16 protein-coding genes and 1 pseudogene are annotated in these 18,732 nt (G+C 63.9%); 7 read left to right on the forward strand and 10 right to left on the reverse strand.

What is annotated here, in order from left to right:
• Nucleotides 1-20 precede the first annotated feature (20 nt).
• A complete protein-coding gene (gene rarD, locus ACMGGN_RS10250; RefSeq protein WP_115275009.1) occupies nt 21-908 on the forward strand; it encodes an EamA family transporter RarD in 888 nt (295 codons plus the stop codon).
• On the opposite strand, the gene ACMGGN_RS10255 is transcribed toward rarD, so the two are convergent.
• Nucleotides 871-2,442, reverse strand: a complete 1,572-nt coding sequence (locus tag ACMGGN_RS10255; RefSeq protein WP_125923050.1) for a TerC family protein — start codon at nt 2,440-2,442, stop codon at nt 871-873. The two genes, rarD and ACMGGN_RS10255, sit on opposite strands and share 38 nt — an antisense overlap.
• A 256-nt stretch (nt 2,443-2,698) precedes the next feature.
• Here ACMGGN_RS10255 and ACMGGN_RS10260 point away from each other — a divergent pair, with 256 nt between their 5' ends.
• Nucleotides 2,699-3,280 (forward strand): LysE family translocator, encoded by a 582-nt coding sequence (locus ACMGGN_RS10260; RefSeq protein ID WP_125923049.1) that lies wholly within the window; start codon nt 2,699-2,701, stop codon nt 3,278-3,280.
• Between the two features lie 19 nt (nt 3,281-3,299).
• Here the strand turns inward: ACMGGN_RS10260 and ACMGGN_RS10265 are convergent, their stop codons facing one another.
• From ACMGGN_RS10265 to ACMGGN_RS10280, 4 genes are all read right to left on the reverse strand, one after another.
• Nucleotides 3,300-4,076: a helix-turn-helix domain-containing protein gene (locus ACMGGN_RS10265; RefSeq protein WP_196998082.1), complete on the reverse strand. Its 777-nt coding sequence runs from the start codon at nt 4,074-4,076 to the stop codon at nt 3,300-3,302.
• 143 nt (nt 4,077-4,219) lie between these two features.
• Nucleotides 4,220-5,638: a short-chain fatty acid transporter gene (locus tag ACMGGN_RS10270; RefSeq protein ID WP_241805762.1), complete on the reverse strand. Its 1,419-nt coding sequence runs from the start codon at nt 5,636-5,638 to the stop codon at nt 4,220-4,222.
• A 148-nt stretch (nt 5,639-5,786) separates the two neighbouring features.
• On the reverse strand, nt 5,787-6,443 hold the full coding sequence (locus tag ACMGGN_RS10275; RefSeq protein WP_046787689.1) for a CoA transferase subunit B: 657 nt from the start codon (nt 6,441-6,443) through the stop codon (nt 5,787-5,789).
• A 35-nt stretch (nt 6,444-6,478) separates the two neighbouring features.
• A complete protein-coding gene (locus ACMGGN_RS10280) occupies nt 6,479-7,177 on the reverse strand; it encodes a CoA transferase subunit A (RefSeq protein ID WP_046787715.1) in 699 nt (232 codons plus the stop codon).
• Nucleotides 7,178-7,316: 139 nt separating this feature from the next.
• On the opposite strand from ACMGGN_RS10280, the gene ACMGGN_RS10285 reads away from it, so the two are divergent.
• Both ACMGGN_RS10285 and ACMGGN_RS10290 read left to right on the forward strand, forming a co-directional pair.
• Nucleotides 7,317-8,222: a LysR family transcriptional regulator gene (locus ACMGGN_RS10285; RefSeq protein ID WP_125923048.1), complete on the forward strand. Its 906-nt coding sequence runs from the start codon at nt 7,317-7,319 to the stop codon at nt 8,220-8,222.
• Nucleotides 8,210-9,031, forward strand: a complete 822-nt coding sequence (locus ACMGGN_RS10290; RefSeq protein ID WP_414156738.1) for an aldo/keto reductase — start codon at nt 8,210-8,212, stop codon at nt 9,029-9,031. The genes ACMGGN_RS10285 and ACMGGN_RS10290 overlap by 13 nt, the downstream gene beginning before the upstream one ends.
• A 55-nt stretch (nt 9,032-9,086) precedes the next feature.
• Here the strand turns inward: ACMGGN_RS10290 and ACMGGN_RS10295 are convergent.
• From ACMGGN_RS10295 to lexA, 4 genes and pseudogenes are all read right to left on the reverse strand, one after another.
• A pseudogene (locus ACMGGN_RS10295) lies at nt 9,087-12,166 on the reverse strand (error-prone DNA polymerase).
• Nucleotides 12,163-13,581 (reverse strand): Y-family DNA polymerase, encoded by a 1,419-nt coding sequence (locus ACMGGN_RS10300; RefSeq protein ID WP_115275014.1) that lies wholly within the window; start codon nt 13,579-13,581, stop codon nt 12,163-12,165. Before ACMGGN_RS10300 ends, ACMGGN_RS10295 begins: the two are co-directional and overlap by 4 nt.
• 6 nt (nt 13,582-13,587) lie before the next feature.
• Nucleotides 13,588-14,208, reverse strand: coding sequence for a translesion DNA synthesis-associated protein ImuA (gene imuA / locus ACMGGN_RS10305; protein WP_414156739.1), 621 nt, complete (start codon nt 14,206-14,208; stop codon nt 13,588-13,590).
• Nucleotides 14,208-14,825, reverse strand: a complete 618-nt coding sequence (gene lexA, locus ACMGGN_RS10310) for a transcriptional repressor LexA (protein WP_174141489.1) — start codon at nt 14,823-14,825, stop codon at nt 14,208-14,210. The genes imuA and lexA overlap by 1 nt, the downstream gene beginning before the upstream one ends.
• 93 nt (nt 14,826-14,918) lie before the next feature.
• Here lexA and ACMGGN_RS10315 point away from each other — a divergent pair, with 93 nt between their 5' ends.
• The 3 genes from ACMGGN_RS10315 (at nt 14,919) to ACMGGN_RS10325 (ending at nt 18,138) form a co-directional block, all read left to right on the forward strand.
• Nucleotides 14,919-15,584, forward strand: coding sequence for an HAD family hydrolase (locus tag ACMGGN_RS10315; protein ID WP_174141488.1), 666 nt, complete (start codon nt 14,919-14,921; stop codon nt 15,582-15,584).
• A gap of 119 nt (nt 15,585-15,703) precedes the next feature.
• A complete protein-coding gene (locus ACMGGN_RS10320; RefSeq protein WP_115275016.1) occupies nt 15,704-16,426 on the forward strand; it encodes a DUF899 domain-containing protein in 723 nt (240 codons plus the stop codon).
• A 131-nt stretch (nt 16,427-16,557) separates the two neighbouring features.
• Nucleotides 16,558-18,138 carry a sensor domain-containing diguanylate cyclase gene (locus ACMGGN_RS10325; RefSeq protein ID WP_231386202.1) on the forward strand — a complete coding sequence of 527 codons (1,581 nt, stop codon included), beginning with the start codon at nt 16,558-16,560 and terminating at the stop codon, nt 18,136-18,138.
• Here ACMGGN_RS10325 and ureG read toward each other — a convergent pair.
• Complete coding sequence (gene ureG, locus ACMGGN_RS10330) at nt 18,101-18,724, reverse strand: urease accessory protein UreG (protein ID WP_119688944.1); 624 nt, start codon at nt 18,722-18,724, stop codon at nt 18,101-18,103. The genes ACMGGN_RS10325 and ureG overlap by 38 nt on opposite strands.
• Nucleotides 18,725-18,732: the final 8 nt, after the last annotated feature.

Genomic DNA, 18,732 nt, shown 5'->3' on the forward strand with positions numbered 1-18,732 from the left:
TCCCGCTATTCGAGGCATTCGTGTCAAAAGGCATTCTCTGTTCGGTCATGGCCTCCTGCCTGTTCGCCGTGATGTACTTCTATACCTCCCTGCTAACCCCGCTCGATGGCGAAGAGATCTTCGGCTGGCGCACGCTGCTGACGCTGCCCTGCCTGACGCTGTTCATGCTGGCCAGCAAAGACTGGAAACGGGTCGGTGACTTGCTGGCGCGCGTGCGCCAGACCCCAGTGCTGCTGCTGGGCATGGTCGGCACCTCTTGGCTGATGGGCGTGCAACTGTGGCTGTTCCTCTGGGCGCCCCTGCACGGGCGCAGCCTCGAGGTCTCGATGGGCTACTTCCTGCTGCCGCTGGCGATGGTGCTGACGGGCCGCCTGGTTTACGGCGAACGCCTGTCACGCCTGCAAAAAGTGGCAGTGGCCTGCGCTGCGCTGGGCGTGGCGCATGAGCTTTACCAGCACGGCAGCTTTGCCTGGGAAACCATGCTGGTGATGGTCGGCTACCCCGTCTACTTCGTGCTGCGCCGACGCTGCCGCACCGACCACCTGGGCGGTTTGTGGTGCGACATGTGCCTGTTGCTGCCCTGGGCCCTGTACTTCGTCATCCAGGGGCCGTTGTCCAGCGCTGACCTGCTCACGCACCCAGGCCTTTACGGCCTGATTCCGCTGCTGGGTGCGATCAGCGCGTCAGCCCTGATCGCCTACGTGCTGGCCAGCCGACTGCTGCCGTTCAGCCTGTTCGGCCTGCTCAGCTATGTCGAACCGGTGCTGCTGGTGGGCGTGGCGCTGCTGCTGGGCGAAACCATCGGCCCGGATCAGTGGCTGACTTACCTGCCGATCTGGGCCGCGGTCCTGGTGCTGGTGCTTGAGGGTTTCAGGCACCTGCTGCGCCAACGTCGCCGTTCGGTTTGAGCCGCACCTGGCGCACCCGCCGCTCCTCCACCGCCACCACAGTCATGCTCCAGCCGTTCCAGGCCAGGTGGTCACCGACCACCGGCAGGCGGTCGAGCAGGCTCATCACCAGGCCTGCAAGGGTCTGATAGTCTTCGGTGGCACGCGCGCTGAAGCCGGTGCGCGCCTGCACCTGGCTGAGGTTCAGCGCACCGCTGACGACGAAGCCGTCACCGTCCTCGATGATCGCCGGGCCTTCCACCTCGCTGGCATCAGGCAGCTCACCGGCGATCGACTCGAGGATATCGGTCATGGTCAGCAGGCCGGTGAAGTCACCGAACTCGTTCACCACGAAGGCGATGTGCGTCGACTGCCCGCGCATCTGCTCCAGCGCATTGAGAATGCTGAAGCTCTCCAGCAGGTTCAGCGGTGCCCGGGCCATGCGTTCCAGGTCCGGCTGGTTGCCCGAGAGCAGCTCTTTGAGCAGCTCCTTCTTGTGCACGAAGCCCAGCGGCTCATCGATGCGGCCGTCACGAATCAGCGGCAGGCGCGAGTAAGGTGAGTTGGCCAACGCCTCGGTAATGGTTGCAGCAGGCTGCGCCAGGTCGAGGACGTCGACTTCGGTACGGGCAGTCATTACCGTGCGGATCGGCCGCTCGGCCAGGTTCAGCACCCCACTGATCATCACCCGTTCGCGGCGGTCGAACAGCACATGTTCTTCACCACCGGCGACCAGGTCAGCGATCTCCTCGCCGACCTCGTCAGCCTCCACCCTGCGCCCGCCGAGCAAGCGCAGCACGGCGTGCGCGGTACGCTCACGCAATGGCCGATGCTGCTGCAGGCTTTGCTTGCGGCGGGCACGGGCGAGCTGGTTGAACAGCTCGATGAGGATCGAGAAACCTATGGCCGCATACAGATAGCCTTTGGGGATATGGAAGCCCAAGCCTTCGGCGGTCAGGCTGAAGCCGATCATCATCAAAAAGCCCAGGCACAGCATGATGACCGTCGGGTGGGCATTGACGAAGCGGGTCAGCGGCTTGCTGGCGACGATCATGATACCGATCGAGAAGATCACTGCGATCATCATCACCGACAGGTGTTCGACCATGCCGACTGCGGTAATCACCGCATCCAGCGAGAATACGGCGTCGAGCACCACGATCTGCGCCACGATGGGCCAGAACGCGGCATGGCGCACCGCGCCACTGGCCTGCGTGACATGGCCTTCGAGGCGTTCATGCAATTCCATGGTGGCCTTGAACAGCAGGAACACACCGCCGAACAGCATGATCAGGTCACGGCCGGAGAAGCTCTTGCCGAACACCTCGAACAACGGCGCGGTCAGGGTGACCATCCACGAGATACTGGCCAGCAAGCCCAGGCGCATGATCAGCGCCAGGCTCAGACCGATCACCCGCGCCCGATCGCGCTGATGCGGCGGCAGTTTGTCGGCCAGGATGGCGATGAACACCAGGTTGTCGATACCCAGCACCAGCTCGAGGACGATAAGCGTCAACAGGCCCAGCCAGGCCGTGGGGTCGGCTAGCCATTCCATTAGCGGGTACTCACGAAGGAAGCGTCACGGAGACGGGGAAAGGATGGCCAGGACGGCCGAAAACTGGGGGGTTCCGCGAAGGTGCTCATGGGGACCTGGATAGAAAATAGGGAAAATGATCCTACAAGAGCAGAACATTATTCTGATAGCGCCAAACTATTACAAAACCTGTACGCAGTTTTGGGGGACTTTTCTTCAATATCTTGGTTTGGCTTCTGGGCAGCATGGCAAACACCCCTTCACACGGACATTCCCGATGAGCCTGTACCTTTCAATGGCTGCGTTTGCGCTGGCAGCATCGATATCCCCCGGCCCTGTAAACATCGTCGCCCTTGGCAGCGGCGCACGTCACGGCCTGCGCGCCAGCCTCGCGCATGTTGCCGGGGCGACCCTGGGCTTTTGCCTGCTGCTGGTGCTGGTGGGCCTGGGCTTGCACGCCCTGTTGTTGCGCTGGCCGTTGCTGGGCGTGGCGCTGCACTGGGGCGGCGTGGCGTTTCTGCTGTACCTGGCGTGGAAGCTGGCCAGTGATGACGGCCAGTTGGGTGGTGAGCAGCAGCAACGTGCACCTTCGGCCTGGGAGGGCGCAGCCATGCAGTGGCTGAACCCCAAGGCCTGGCTGGCGGCGGTGGCGGGCGTGGCTGCCTATACCGGTGGCGAGCAGCAAATGCTGTGGCTGTTCACCTGGATCTATGGGCCGATCTGTTTTGTTTCGGTGGCCAGCTGGGCTTGGGCAGGCAGCATGATTCAGCAGTACTTGCGCAAGCCGCGCTACCTGCAGATGTTCAACCGAGGCTTGGCGTTACTGCTGGTGATCAGTGCGCTGTATCTGCTCGCTTGATGCTCGCTGAGCCGGGCCTTCAGGCCTTGCGATAATGCCCGGGTGTCGCCGCCAGATGTTGCTTGAACGCACGCTGCAGATGCGCCTGGTCGGCAAACCCTGCCTCCAGTGCCACCTCGGCAATCGCCCGCCCCGTGCGCAGTTGCGCGCGGGCATACTGCACGCGCTGATCCAGCAGGTAGCCATGCGGCGTCAAGCCGAAACGCTGGGCAAAGGCACGGATCAGATAAGAGCGGGACAACCCGCTGGCAGCACAGATGTCTTGCAGCGTCAGCGGGTCGGTGCGGTGGGCCCGGATGAACGCAGCTGCCGCCTCCAGCTGCGGGTGATGGGCTTGCGTTTTGCCGGTAGCAGCCTGCAGGTAGTCTGGCAGTGCATTGAAAAAACACGCAAGCCGGGCCTCTCGGTCATCCAGGTTGCCGTCGAACAGGTCGGCAAACACTTGCAGCACGGCACTGTACAGTGCCGGCGAGGTACTGCAGGTTTGCGCCGGCAAGTTGAAACCCAGCGCCTTCAGCCACGGCATGTCGACGAACAGCATCAGGTACGACCACCCCTGCCCTGCAATCGGATTGCACGTGTGGACCACACCGGGGTTCATGAGCACCGTGGTACCAGCGCCCACTTCGACTTGGCTGGTCCCACTCAGGTAGGTGCTGCGCCCCCCGGTGATCACGCCGAGCGAAAAGCTCTCATGGGAATGGGCGGCATAGCACACCTGACGCCCATCCCCAACGCGCCTTGCTTCTACAAAAGGCAACGCCGAATCCCGCCAGAACCCCGACACCTCGATCATCGCCCTGCCCTCACCTGCTGCTGTAGCCGGGCCTGTGCTCAGACGCTAACGCCTGCGCGACAAGAGCCACGCTTCGTGCCCGGCTCGCCATGATACACACCCGTAAAAGGTGTGTTCAGCCGCGCCTTCTATGAAAGTTCAGCTCAAGGCATCACCGGCGGCACGTACTGCAAAGTCGTACCCAACGCCCACAGCAGCACCAGCACCAGCGGCACATGCACCAGCAGTTGCACGAACGAAAAGCCGATCAGGTCACGCGCCTTCAGGCCCAGCACCCCCAGCAGCGGCAGCATGTAGAACGGGTTGATCAGGTTCGGCAGCGCTTCGGCGGCGTTGTAGATCTGCACTGCCCAGCCCAGGTGGTACTGCAGGTCGTTGGCCACCAGCATCACGTAGGGCGCCTCGATGATCCACTTGCCACCGCCCGAGGGGATGAAGAACCCCAGCACCGCCGAGTACACGCCCATGAGCACGGCATAGGTGTCATGGGTGGCGATCTGGGTGAAGAAAAGCGAGATGTGGTGGGCCAGGGTCTGCTCGTCGACCCCCTTCACCTGGGTGAGGATGGCGGCGATCGAGCCATACAGCGGGAACTGGATCAACACCCCGGTGGTGGTCGGCACCGCACGCGCCACGGCATCGAGGAAGCTGCGTGGGCGCCAGTGCAGCAAGGCACCGAGCATGATGAACAGCAAGTTGTAGGTATTGAGCCCGGAGATTGCAGTAATGGCCGGTTTGGTGGCGAACTCCTGGTACAGCCAGCCGCCGGCCAGTGCCACCATCAGCAGGATCAGGATCGGGCTGTATTCCAGCCATTCACCCGGGCGAGTGCGCTGGGGTGCGGGCGGCGCGGTAAAGCTGGGGTCGACGCCGCAGTCTTCGGCACTGCGCGCACTGTTCGGGCCGGGTGCGGTCGCGTAGGCGATCACCAGCGAGACGATGACCAGCGCGGCCAGCAACACCCCGGACTGCCAGAGGAAGATGGTCTCGGTGAACGGGATCACGCCGGTTATCGACAGAATGGACGGCGGCAGGCTGGCCGGGTTGGCCTGCAACTGCGCCGCTGAAGACGACAGGCCCAAGGCCCAGACCGCACCCAGGCCCAGGTAAGCAGCGGCACCGGCGGCGCGGTAGTCCATCTTCAGGTCACTGCGCCGTGCCAGCGCGCGCACCAGCAGGCCACCGAACACCAAGGACAGGCCCCAGTTGAGCAAGGATGCCAGCATCGAGATCAGCGCCACCCAGCACACCGCCGAACGGCCGTTCTTCGGCACCCGCGCCAGGCGGTCGATCAACCGTGCGGCAGGGGGTGAGCTGGCCACCACGTAGCCGCCGATGACCACGAAGGCCATTTGCATGGTGAAAGGGATCAGGCTCCAGAAGCCATCGCCAAAGGCCTTGGCGGTATCGGTAGGTTTGGCGCCCATGGCCATGGCGCCGAGGCATACCAGCACCACTGCCAGGGCAGCGAACACCCAGGAATCAGGGAACCAGCGCTCGGCCCAGTTGGAGCAACGCAGGGCAAAGCGGGCGGAGCGGCTGTCTTGGATTTCAGCGGCCACGGTAACTTCCTTTTATTGGTTTTATGGGGGGCTACGTTTCAAGCACAACGCACAAAACCCTGTGGCAACGACGGCTCCGGCGAAAGCGTTGGTGCATTGACCATCGCATTCGCAGCTGCCGCCGCTGCCACAGGGCTGGGGGGGTGTATCAGAAGGTCATTTCCTTCACATCATCCGGCACGATCAGCTTGCCGGCGGTTTTCGCGATGATTTCTTCAACACTCACCCCGGGCGCGGTTTCGCGCAGGATGAAGGCGCCGTTGTCGATTTCCAGGTAGGCCAGGTCGGTGAGCACCTTGCGGATGCAGCCGGCACCGGTCAGCGGCAGGCTGCAGCGCGGCAGCAACTTGGACTCGCCATCCTTAGAGGCGTGGGTCATGGTGACGATGATGTTCTCGGCCCCGGCTACCAGGTCCATGGCGCCGCCCATGCCCTTGACCAGCTTGCCCGGGATCATCCACGAGGCGATGTTGCCCTCGACGTCCACTTCGAAGGCCCCGAGCACGGTGAGGTCGACATGGCCGCCACGGATCATGGCGAACGATTGTGCCGAATCGAAGATCGAGGCGCCGCGGCGGGCGGTGACGGTCTGCTTGCCGGCGTTGATCATGTCGGCGTCGATCGTGCTCTCGGTGGGGAATTCGCCCATGCCCAGCAGGCCATTTTCCGACTGCAGCATCACATCCATGTCAGCAGGGACGTAGTTGGCCACCAGGGTGGGGATGCCGATGCCGAGGTTGACGTAAAAGCCGTCCTTCAGTTCACGTGCGACGCGTTGTGCCATCTGTTCGCGGGTCAGTGCCATGGTGAGAATCTCTTTGTTGTTCTGGAGGACGGCGCTCAGGCCTTGACGGTGCGCTTTTCGATGCGTTTTTCGAAGGTGCCCACAATGACCCGGTCGACGAAGATGCCGGGGGTGTGGATCTCGCTGGGCAGCAGCACGCCTGGCTCGACGATCTCTTCCACTTCGACCACGGTGATCTTGCCGGCGGTGGCAGCCAGCGGGTTGAAGTTTTGAGCAGTGTTGCGGTAAACCACGTTGCCGTAGTGGTCAGCCTTCCAGCCTTTGACGATGGCGAAGTCACCGGTGATCGATTCTTCCAGGATGTATTTGCGGCCCTTGAACTCGCGCACTTCCTTGCCTTCGGCAACTGGCGTGCCATAGCCGGTGGCGGTATAGAAGGCCGGAATGCCGGCGCCGCCGGCGCGCATTTTTTCGGCAAGGGTGCCTTGCGGGGTCAGTTCCACTTCCAGCTCGCCACTGAGCAACTGGCGCTCGAACTCGGCATTCTCGCCTACGTAGGAGGCAATCATCTTGCGGATCTGCCGCTCTTCCAGCAGTACGCCCAGGCCGAAGCCATCGACGCCGCAGTTGTTGGAAACCACGGTGAGGCCCTTGACGCCACGGCGCTTGATTTCGGCGATGAGGTTTTCCGGGATGCCGCACAGGCCGAAGCCGCCGGCCAGTACCGTCATGTTGTCGGTCAGGCCTTCAAGGGCCTGTTCATAGGTTGCTACGCGCTTGTCCAGTCCGGCCATGCTGATCCGCCTTTTGTAGTTGTTGACCGACGAGGCTGTCGGTGAGCGTGTGCAGGCATCTTCACCGCTGGCGACTGATTTGTTAATTTTGTTTTCGTCATCGATTGATAACTTTTTCAAAACAACCTGTGAGCCCGCCATGAACGTCAAGCAACTACGCGCCTTCGTCGCCGTGGCCAAGTACCAGAGTTTTGCCCAGGCCGGCGAACACCTGCATGTCTCGCAACCGGCATTGAGCCTTACCATCAAGGCGCTGGAGGACAACCTTGGCGGCGCCCTGCTCACCCGTACCACGCGCAGCGTCAGCCTGACGGCCGAAGGTGAGGTACTGCTGCCACTGGCCCGGCGCCTGCTGGCCGACTGGGACGACACCGAGGAGATGCTGCGCCAGCGTTTCACCCTGCAATTGGGGCGGGTGTCGGTGGCGGCCATGCCGGCTTTTGCCGGCAACCTGCTGCCCCACTCACTCAAGGTGTTTCGCCAACGTTACCCGAAGGTCAACGTCACGGTGCACGACGTGATCAACGAGCAGGTACTGGAACTGGTGCGCCACCGCCGCGTCGAACTGGGCATCGGCTTCGAACCGGAAAACACAGACGGCCTGAGCTTCCACCCGCTGTACCTGGACCGTTTCGTTGCCGTGGTGCCCACCGACTCCCCGTTGGCCGAGCTGGCCGAAGTCAGCTGGGCGCAGTTGCTGGCCGAGGATTTCATCGCCCTGCAGCGCCCTTCGGCCGTGCGCCTGCTGCTGGAGCAGAACGTGGCGGCACTGCACGGCAAGCTGGCGGTGGCGTTCGAAAGCCACCAGCTCTCGACCATTGGCCGCATGGTCGCCAGTGGGCTGGGCGTGAGTGCGGTGCCGGCGCTGTGCATCAACCAGATGCAGGAGCTTGGCGCGCGTTGCATTACCCTGGTAGCGCCCACCGTAGAACGGCGGATCGGCGTAATTGCCTTGAGCGACCATAAACTTTCCACTGCAGCGCAGGCGCTGCTCGAGGTACTGCTTTCCCACACACAGACTCCGGAGGTGACATGCGTTACATGAAACTGGCAGGTTGCAATGTGCCGACCATTGGCCAAGGCACCTGGTACATGGGCGAAGACCCGGCACGCAGGGCTGACGAGGTGGCCGCCCTGCAACAAGGCATCGACCTGGGCATGAACCTGATCGATACGGCCGAGATGTATGCCGAAGGTGGCGCCGAGGAAGTGGTCGGGCAGGCCATTGCCGGGCGGCGCGATCAGGTCTTTCTGGTCAGCAAGGTGTACCCGCACAATGCCAGCCGGCGCGGCGTACCCGCTGCCTGTGACCGCAGCCTCACTCGCTTGGGCACCGATGTCATCGACTTGTACCTGCTGCACTGGCGTGGCCAATACCCGCTGGAAGAAACCGTCGAGGCGTTCGAGCGCTTGCGCGAACAGGGCAAGATTCGCCACTGGGGTGTTTCCAACTTCGATGTCGACGACCTGCGCGAGCTGGACAACCCTGATTGCGCCACCAACCAGGTGCTGTACAACCCGATGCAGCGTGGCATCGAGTTCGACCTGCTGCCCTGGAGCCGGCAACGCGGGCTGCCGACCATGGCTTATTGCCCGTTGGCCCAGGCCGGGCAGCTGCTGCAGCATCCGCTATTGCACGAGATTGCAGAGCGCCATGGGGCCACCCCGGCGCAGGTCTGCCTGGCCTGGGTGACGCGCGAAGACGGGGTCATAGCGATTCCCAAGGCGGTGGCGCCGGAGCACGTACGGTTGAATGCGGCCGCCGCAGGCTTGACTTTGACCAGTGAGGACTTGCGGGCCATTGACAGGGCATTCCCGGCGCCAACACGCAAACAGCACCTGGCAATGGTCTGACAACTCGGCCAACAACGGCGACTGCGGCTGCTTTGCAGCCCGTTCGCCGGCCAAATCAATGGAAGTCCCGGCTCCTCACATCCAGCCCCTGCAGCAACACACTGACATCCTCCAACCGCCGTGCAATCAGGTGCCGCACCCCGTTCGCCTGTTCCAGGCGGCCACTCACCTTGAGCAATTGAGACCCCACCAGCGCGCGCCGCTGCCGCTCGGCCAGCTCGCGCCAAACCACCACATTGACCATGCCGAATTCATCCTCAAGGGTCACGAACGTCACCCCGCTGGCGGTCTGTGGCCGTTGCCGCCCCACCACCAGCCCAGCCACGGCGACTGCATCGCCATGCTCAACGCCCGCCAGTTCCTGCGAGCTGCGACAGCCCAGCACCCGAAGGCGCTGGCGCAGCAACGTCAGCGGGTGGGGCCCCAGCGTGGTGCCCAAGGTGGCGTAGTCGGCCACCAGGTCTTCGCCGACAGTAGGCACAGGCAATGCCACCGCGGCTTCGGGCGTTGCCTGCAGTTCGGCGAACAGGGGCAGTTGCGGCTGCACCGCCGCGACCTGCCAGCGTGCCTGGTGGCGGTCATGTGCCAGGGCGCGCAACGCACCGGCATCGGCCAGCCGGGCGCGGGCTTTGCTGTCGAGGCCGGCACGCAAGCACAGGTCCTCGACATCGCGCCACGGCCTGACCGCCCTCGCCGCTTCGAGCCGCCGAGCATCGGCTTCGGCGAAACCGCGGATCTGCCGCAACCCCAGGCGGATGGCCAAGGCACCCTCGGCGACTGGCTCCAGTGTGCAATCCCACTGGCTGTGGCCTACATCCACCGGCCGTACCTCGATCCCTTGGCGGCGTGCCTCCTGCAACAGTTGGTCGGGGCTGTAGAAGCCCATCGGCCAGCTATTGACCAGCGCACAGGTGAAAATCGCCGGCTCATGGCATTTGAGCCAACTGCTGGCATAGCACAGCAAGGCGAAACTGGCCGCGTGCGATTCCGGGAAGCCATAACTGCCAAAACCCTTGATCTGCTCGAATATGCGCTCGGCAAACGCAAGGTCGTAGCCGTTGCGCAGCATGCCCTGCACCAGCCGTTCGCGGTGTGGCTCCAGGCCGCCATGGCGCTTCCAGGCGGCCATGCTGCGGCGTAACTGGTCAGCCTCGCCGGGGCTGTAGTCTGCCGCCACCATGGCCAGTTCCATGACCTGCTCCTGGAACAGCGGCACGCCCAAGGTGCGCTCGAAGACTTCCTTGAGCTTGAGCGATGGGTAGGTCACCGGCTCCTGCTTCAAGCGCCTGCGCAAGTAGGGGTGGACCATGTCGCCCTGAATCGGCCCCGGGCGCACGATGGCGACTTCGATTACCAGGTCATAGAAGGTGGTGGGCTTGAGCCGCGGCAGCATGGCCATCTGAGCGCGTGATTCGATCTGGAACACGCCCATGGTCTCAGCGCGGCTGATCATCGCGTAGGTGGCCGGGTCTTCGGGGGGATCGTCGCCAGGGTCAGGTGCCGACCCCGGTGCTGCTGCAACAGGTCGAAACAGCGGCGCAAGGCACTGAGCATGCCCAGGGCGAGCACATCGACCTTGAGCAGGCCGACCATGTCCAGGTCGTCCTTGTCCCACTGGATGACCGTGCGTTCAGCCATGGCGGCGTTTTCGACCGGCACCATGTGGTCCAGCGGTTGCTCGGAAATGACGAAGCCGCCTGGGTGCTGAGACAGATGACGTGGAAAACCTATCAGCTGCGCGGCCAGCACCAGAATGCGGCGCAACGAAGGGCTGCCGGGCTCGAAGCCGGCCTCGGCCAGGCGTTGCTCGTCCGGGATGCGATCGCTCCAGCGGCCACAGCACTTGGCCAGGGCATCGACCTGATCGGCAGGCAAACCCAGCACACGGGCGACATCACGCACCGCGCCAGCGGCGTGATAGGTGTTGACCACTGCGGTGAGCGCTGCGCGGTGCCGGCCATAACGCCGGAACACGTACTGGATCACTTCTTCGCGACGATCGTGCTCGAAGTCGACGTCGATGTCCGGTGGCTCGTTGCGCTCGCGTGACAGAAAACGCTCGAACAGCAGACGATGCTTCATCGGGTCGAGCTCGGTGATACCCAGCACGAAACACACCACCGAGTTGGCTGCCGAACCGCGGCCCTGGCAAAGGATGTGCTGGCTGCGGGCAAAGGCGACGATATCGTGCACGGTCAAAAAGTAGCTTTCGTAGCCAAGCTCTGCGATCAAGGCCAGCTCCTTGGCCAGCACCTCGCGCACCTTGTCGCTCGGCCCCGACGGCCAGCGTTGCGCCAGGCCACGCTCGCACAGCTGGCGCAACCAACTGGCCGGGGTTTGCCCCTCGGGCACCAGTTCACGCGGATACTGGTAGCGCAATTCACCGAGGTCGAACTGACAGCGTTCGGCAATGCAGAGTGTTTCGCTCAGCAGGTCGGGCGGATAAAGCTCGGCCAGTTGCTCCAGCGTACGCAGGTGACGCTCGCCATTGGCGAAGAGAAACCGACCTGCCTCGGCGACGCTGCAATGCTGGCCGATAGCGGTCATGCAATCCTGCAAGGCCCGCCGGCCGCGTATGTGCATGTGTACATCACCGCAGGCCACGGCGCGAATGCCCAGTTGCCCAGCCAGGCCGCGCAGCCGGGCCAGGCGGGCCTGGTCATCGCTGCCCCGATGCAGGTGCACACCCAGCCACAAGCGTTCGCCGAACAGGGCATGCAGCCACTGGCCGGTGACCAGGTCGCTGGAGTCCTCGGCAAGCCATAACGCCAGCAGCCCTTGGTGCAGTTCGCGCAGGTCGTCACGGAACAATTGGTAGCTGCCCTTCTCCGCTCGCCGACGGGCGCGGGTAATCAAGGCGCACAGGTTCTGGTAACCACTAAGGTCCTGTACCAGCAACACAAGCTTCGGGCCGTCGTGCAGGCGCACTTCACTGCCGACGATCAAGCGTATCTGCTGCGCTTTGGCAGCCTGCCAGGCACGCACGATGCCGGCCAGGGTGCACTCATCGGTAATCGCCAGGGCTCGGTAACCCTGTTCCCGAGCCCGGCGCAGCAGCTCTTCGGCGCTGGATGCACCGCGCTGGAAGCTGAAGTTGGACAGGCAATGCAGTTCGGCGTAGCCCGGTGCGCTCATGCGAACCAGCCCTGCAGCCACAAGGGGCCGGGCTGGGCCAGGTCGCGATAGGCCCAGCCGCGCAGGCCTTCTCGGGTTTCGATGCGGTAATAGTCGCGGCGCACATCACCGCCATCCCACCAGCCCGACTCGATACGCTCGGCCTGGCCCAGCACCCTGTGAACGCTGGCGTCCAGTGCCATTGGCTGGGGCAACAGCCAGCCTGGGCGGCTCCCAGGCAAGGCGGGCAGGCTGCCCTGCCCGCCTTGCTCGGCGGACTGCCAGGCACATTCGGGGCGGTGGTCGGCTTCAGCGCGCAGGCCCTTGACCGCGTCGTCGCCAAGCCGGGCACGCAAGCGCTCACGCAGTTGCTCCCAGGGTTGGGCCTGCTGGGCGCGTGGGTCGAACAGCGCGTGGTGCTGGGGCACGAAAGCCGGCAAGTCATCGGCCACCAGGCGCAGTTTACGCACCGGTGCCGGAATGCGCAGAGGCTCCAGGCGCCCGCGCGCCAGCTCGAAGAGCATTGCCGCATCACGTTCTGCAGCCAGTAAGCCGACCTGCAGTTGCGTGTCCGGCCCCTCGGCGTGCTCCAGGTACAGGCAAAACCGCTGTACACCGCAGTCTCGCCCGGCGAGGAAAGCGGCCAGGTCGTTGAGCATGCGCCGCAACGGGAACAGCAACGCCTGGTGCGATTCGACGTCGAAGTTGAGCTCCAGTCGCGTTTCGAAACGGTCCGGCGGCTGATAGAAACCCAAGCCAAGCGTACGCAGGCCCAGCAACTGGTCCAGGTGCAACTGGACCTGGGCACTGAAGCGCCTGGCCAATGCATCACGCGGCAAGGCCAGTACCTGGCCGAGCTGATGCAGCCCCATGCGGGCGAACGCTTCGGCGGCGTCCTGCGGTAAACCCACCCGCGCAATGGGCATGCGCGCAAGCGCCGCCCGGGTTTCTTGCGGGCAGCTCAATGCCAGCCCGTCATGGCCGTTGGCAAGCATGCGCGCCGCCACCGGGTTGGTGGCCAGGACAATCCGCTGACGCAGCCCCAGGGCTGCGAGTTCCCCGCGCAGGCGCGCCTCGAATACCGGCCAGGGGCCGAACAGTTGCAGGCTGGAGCCCACTTCCAGCAACAAGGCACGCGGGTAGTGCAGGCTGACCTGGGCACTGAAGCGGTAGGCCCAGGCCGCCAGCAATTGCTGCAGTTGCTCGATGCGCGCCGGGTCTGCTTCAACACAGGTGAAACCGTCGGCCAAGGCGCGGGCGGCCGTCAGGGTTAGCCCAGCGCGCAGACCGAGCGCCGCCGCAGCGGGGTTTACGGCTTGCACCACACGCCGCTGCACAGGCCCGCCAATCAGCACCAGTGGCGCATCGGCGTCATCGCGTTCACGCAGGATCGAGTCCAGCGCCAACTGTGGCAATAAGATGCAGGCCCAGAGCATGTTGCATCAACCCTGCCCGGCACAGGCTATGGCTGCAGCCGGCGGTAAACCGCCCCGGCACTTGAGCACACGCCATTGTGCGGGCCGCGCGTCGATGGCGATGCGCACCGCGGCCGGTGATGGATTGTACGCGGCCTGTTGCGGCCTGCAGGCAAAAGCCAGCGCCTGCCCGGTTTCTGCCGCCACCTGCAAGCGCCGCAGCGCACGGTCATCGGCACGCTCCGGCCAGCACAGCACGGCGGCGCAACTGCCAGAGCGCAGGCACTGCTCGGCAGCCCAGAGCGCGTCGGCCTGTTCGGCATCGACCTGGACCAGCCAGCGCAAGTCCACCCCGGCCGCTTGCCAGGCCGGTGCGTAGGGAATGAAAGGGGGCGCCACCAGCACCACTCGCCCGCTATCGGCGGTCAGCCGGGCCAACGAGGGCCACAGCAGTTGCAGTTCGCCACACCCGGGGCTGGCCAGCAGCAACTCGCTCAGCGCAGCCGCGGGCCAGCCACCCTCCGGCAACCGTTGATCAAGCGCCGCATGGCCAGTGGGCTGCAACCCGGTCGGCCGTACCCGGGCCTGCCGGCCGCGCCAGACCTGGCGCTGGTCCAGCAACCGGTCAAGATCGACCACCGCGCCCATCAGTCGCGCCTCAACAGGCCGCAGAACACGCCTTCGATGAAGAATTCGCGCTCAGGCCCCACATCGATCGGCGCATAGGCAGGGTTGCGTGGCAGCAGCCGGTAGCCGCCCGCTTGGCGTTGCAGACGTTTGATGGTGACCTCACCGTCGAGGCGGGCGACCACGATCTGGCCATCACGGGCCTCGCCTTGCTGGCGGATGCCCACCAGGTCACCGTCGAAGATACCGTCATCGATCATGGAGTCGCCGCGCACCTTGAGCAGGTAGTCCGGTGTGCGTCGGAACAGGCTGGGGTCAATCAGCAACTGCTCGTGAATGCCAAGGTCGGGGCCAATCGGCGCGCCTGCAGCCACCTGGCCCAACACGGGCACTTCGAGAATTTCCGGGCGGCGCAAGGGTGCGGCCAGGCGGATGCCCCGTGCCTGGTTGGGCGTGACGTCGATGTAGCCGGCCTGACACAGGGCAGTGATGTGCTTGCGCGCAACGCTGCGTGAGGCAAAGCCGAAGCGGATGGCGATGTCGGCAAGGCTCGGCGGCTGGCCATGATCGGTGATGCGTTCACGGATGAAGTCGAGGATTGCGCGGCGTTTGGGGGTGAGATTGTCCATGGAGCACATTTGTACTCTTTTCGTCGAAGGCTGAACAGCCCCCTTCGTCGCCAGGTTTGGTTATCATCCCCTGACATGAGTTTTCTACTGCCTGGATGCCTGATGCTGACTGCACTGCTGTTCGATCTCGACGGGACCCTTACCGACACCGACACCCTGCATTTGCAGGCCTTCCGTCAGTTGTTGCGCGACCATGACGGCCGTGAACTGACCCAGGCCCAGTTCGATTCGCAGATCAGTGGCCGGGCCAATGGGCCATTGTTTGCCGAGCTGTTTCCAAACGCCGGCGCGCATGAATGCCTGGCGCTGGCTGATCGCAAGGAAGCACTGTTCCGCGAGCTGGCCCCTGCCCTTGAACCCATGCCGGGCTTGCTGCGCCTGCTGGACTATGCCCAGGCGAGCCGTATCGACATGTGCGTGGTGACCAATGCACCCCGGCTCAATGCCGAGCACATGCTCAATGCAATGGGCCTTGGCGCACACTTCGAGCATGTACTGGTGGCCGAAGAGCTGGAACGGCCCAAGCCTGACCCGCTGCCGTACCTGACCGGCCTGCAGCGCCTGGGGGCAACGGCCGAGCAAGCGCTGGCGTTCGAGGATTCGTTGCCGGGCGTGAACGCGGCGAGCGGTGCCGGGATCTTCACCGTGGGGGTGGCGACTACACAGACGGCAGAACGGCTGATGGCTGCGGGGGCCAGGCTGGTGGTGGATGATTTTGACGATCCACGGTTGTGGGAGGTCATTGAAGCGATGCAGTGTGGCGATTGAGCCTCATGGTGTGACTGGGGTGGCGCGGCGCACAACCATTCGTCGCAGCAACTGGGCCTGATGTCGATCTCACCCCGCCCCGCTCGACCACACTTGAACCCCCGTGCGGAGTCACCCTCATGAACCCTCAAAAGCCCGATATCGTCTCGCGCAGCCAATGGCTGGCCGCCCGCCGTCAGCTATGGCTGCATGAAAAGGCCTTCACCCACCAGCGCGACGAGCTGGCCGCCGCCCGCCGCGCCCTGCCCTGGGTCAAGCTGGAACAGCCCTACCGTTTTCAAGGCCCGGACGGCCAGCTGAGCCTCGCCGACCTGTTCGCCGGGCGCAGTCAATTGCTGGTCTACCACTTCATGTTCGCCGAAGGCTGGAGCGAAGGTTGCCCGGGCTGCTCGTTCCTCGCCGACCATTTCGACGGTGCCAACCTGCACCTGGCGCATCACGATGTTTCGCTGGTCGCCGTTTCGCGCGCACCCCACGCTGAGCTCCAGGCATTTCGCCAGCGCATGGGCTGGCGCTTTCCCTGGTACTCGTCAAACGGCAGCAGTTTCAATGAAGATTTCGGCGTCAGTGTCGCCACTGGAGGCAACAGCCAATACAACTACGAACCCTATACCGGCAACGAAAGCGAGCTGCCTGGGTTGAGCGCCTTCTACCGGGAGCCGGACGGCACAATATTTCATACCTACTCCACCTATGCCCGCGGGCTCGACATCCTGGTCAATACCTACAATTTCCTCGACATCGCGCCATTGGGGCGCAACGAGGCTGGTACCATGGATTGGGTGCGGCATCACGATCGCTACGAAGGCCAACCCGGCAAACCTCATTGCTGCCATGACTGAACACGCCACCGTGCCGCCTGCGCCATGGCTGAGCAGCCCGGGCGGCACAATGGCTGCAGTTCGGCAGAATACGGCCATACTTGAGCCCGTCGCCCTTGCATTACAGGCCCCCCATGCTCAAGCGCTTGCCCATGTTCCACCTACGAACCCTGGTCGTCGGCATTGTCGTGCTGGCGTGCCTGGCAACCCTGTGCAACACCCTCGCTGTCGCCTACCGGGTACAGCACCACGCCTTGGTAGACCTTGAGCTGAAGGCCAACCAAGCCTATGCGAGCAAACTGGCATCGGATATCAACGAGTTCCTGCGCTCTGCACACAACCACCTGTCCTACACCGCCGGGCAACTGGACGGTGGCCTGGACGACATGACCATGCTGAAAAAGGAAGCCAAGCGCCTGCAGGTGCAGGACAAGGACTTCAACTCCATCGTCATCGTCAACGCCCAAGGTCAGGTGCTGGTGGCTTATCCGAACATTGAACAGGTCACCAGCCACCACCAGCACTCCGGTGAAATCCGCCAAGCCGTGCAAGCCCGTCAGCCGTGGGTCAGTTCCGCCTACACCTCGCGGGGGGGCGAACTGGTGATATTCGTTTCGCAGCCGGTCTTTGCCGCCGATGGCCGTTACCTGGGCATTGTCGGCGGTTCGGTGTTCCTCAAGAAAGAAAGCGCACTGCATACGTTGATTGGCCTGCACTACCAGCAGGACGGTACCTTCGCTTTCGTCGCCGACGCCAATCGACGCCTGCTGCACCACCCCGACCATGCGCGCATTGGCACCCAGGTCAGCAGCAGCCCGACGATCAGCGCGGCCTTGCGTGGCGAGGCAGGCACCCTTGAAGTGCCCAACTATATCGGCGTTCCCATGCTCGCAGGCTTTGCCCCGGTGCCTGAAGCGCACTGGGCAGTGGTGGTCCAGACACCGCGGGATCTGGCCTTGGCACCACTGGGCGAAATGACCCGCAAGGTGCTGCTTTATATCCTGCCGGTCAGCATTATCGGCTTGCTGTTGATGCTATGGATGACCTACCGCCTGACCTTGCCGTTACGCCAACTGGCACACAGCGCCAGTCACCTGTCCGCCACCCAGACCGGCGAACAGCTGCGCCGTATCGACGCGTGGTACGTAGAGGTCGCAGCCATCCGCCGCGCCTTGCTGACTGGGGAGCAATTGCTGCAGGAAAAATTCGGCAAGCTGCGCCAGCAGGCTCAGAGTGATGCCCTCACCGGCCTTGCCAACCGGCGTGCCATGCAGCTGGCGCTGGATGCCTTGATGCAAAGCTCTAGAGCATTCGCCGTGCTGGCCCTGGACATCGACCACTTCAAACGGGTCAACGACACCTTTGGCCACGATGCCGGCGACGAGGTGCTCAAGCACCTCGCCGAGCTGCTGCGTCACAATTCACGCCAGGATGATCTGCCCTGCCGGGTCGGCGGCGAGGAATTCACCATGCTGCTGCCGGACACTGGCCTGGCCGATGCCCGGCGCATTGCCGAACGGATACGCAGCGCAGTCGAACAGGCTGACTCACCCCATGTGGGCAAGCTTAGCGTGTCGATTGGCGTAGCCTGCCGCCGGCCCGATACACAACAGGCCGACAGCGTGCTCAAGCAAGCCGACGAGCAGCTATACAAGGCCAAGCACAGCGGCCGCAACCGCGTCGAAGTGCTTGACCTCAGCCCCTCACCCCCAGCATCCCCCGCTCCACGATGAAATCGATCACCGCCTGCAGGCCCTCGCCTTTCTTCAGGTTGCTGAAAGTCCAAGGGCGCTCCGGGCGCATACGCTGTGTATCGCGCTCCATCACCTCCAGCGAGGCGCCGACGTAGGGCGCAAGGTCGGTCTTGTTGATCACCAGGAAATCGGACTTGGTGATGCCGGGGCCGCCCTTGCGCGGGATCTTCTCGCCTTCGGCGACATCGATCACGTAGATGGTCAGGTCGGCCAGCTCCGGGCTGAAGGTAGCACTAAGGTTATCGCCACCGCTTTCCACGAAGATCACTTCAAGGTTGCCGAACTTTCTCGCCAGCGCCTCCACTGCTGCAAGGTTCATCGAGGCATCCTCGCGGATGGCGGTGTGCGGGCAGCCACCGGTTTCGACGCCAACGATGCGCTCGGGCTCCAGGGCGCCAGCCTCGGTGAGGATGCGCTGGTCTTCCTTGGTGTAGATGTCGTTGGTGACCACGGCGATCTGGTAGTGATCACGCATGGCTTTGCACAGGCATTCGAGCAGCGCGGTCTTGCCGGAGCCGACCGGGCCGCCGACGCCGACGCGCAGGGGTTGCTGATAGCTTTGCATTAAGGCAG

This window comes from Pseudomonas sp. BNK-30 (assembly GCF_047456185.1).
In the GTDB taxonomy this organism is placed as follows: Bacteria; Pseudomonadota; Gammaproteobacteria; order Pseudomonadales; family Pseudomonadaceae; genus Aquipseudomonas; species Aquipseudomonas putida_E.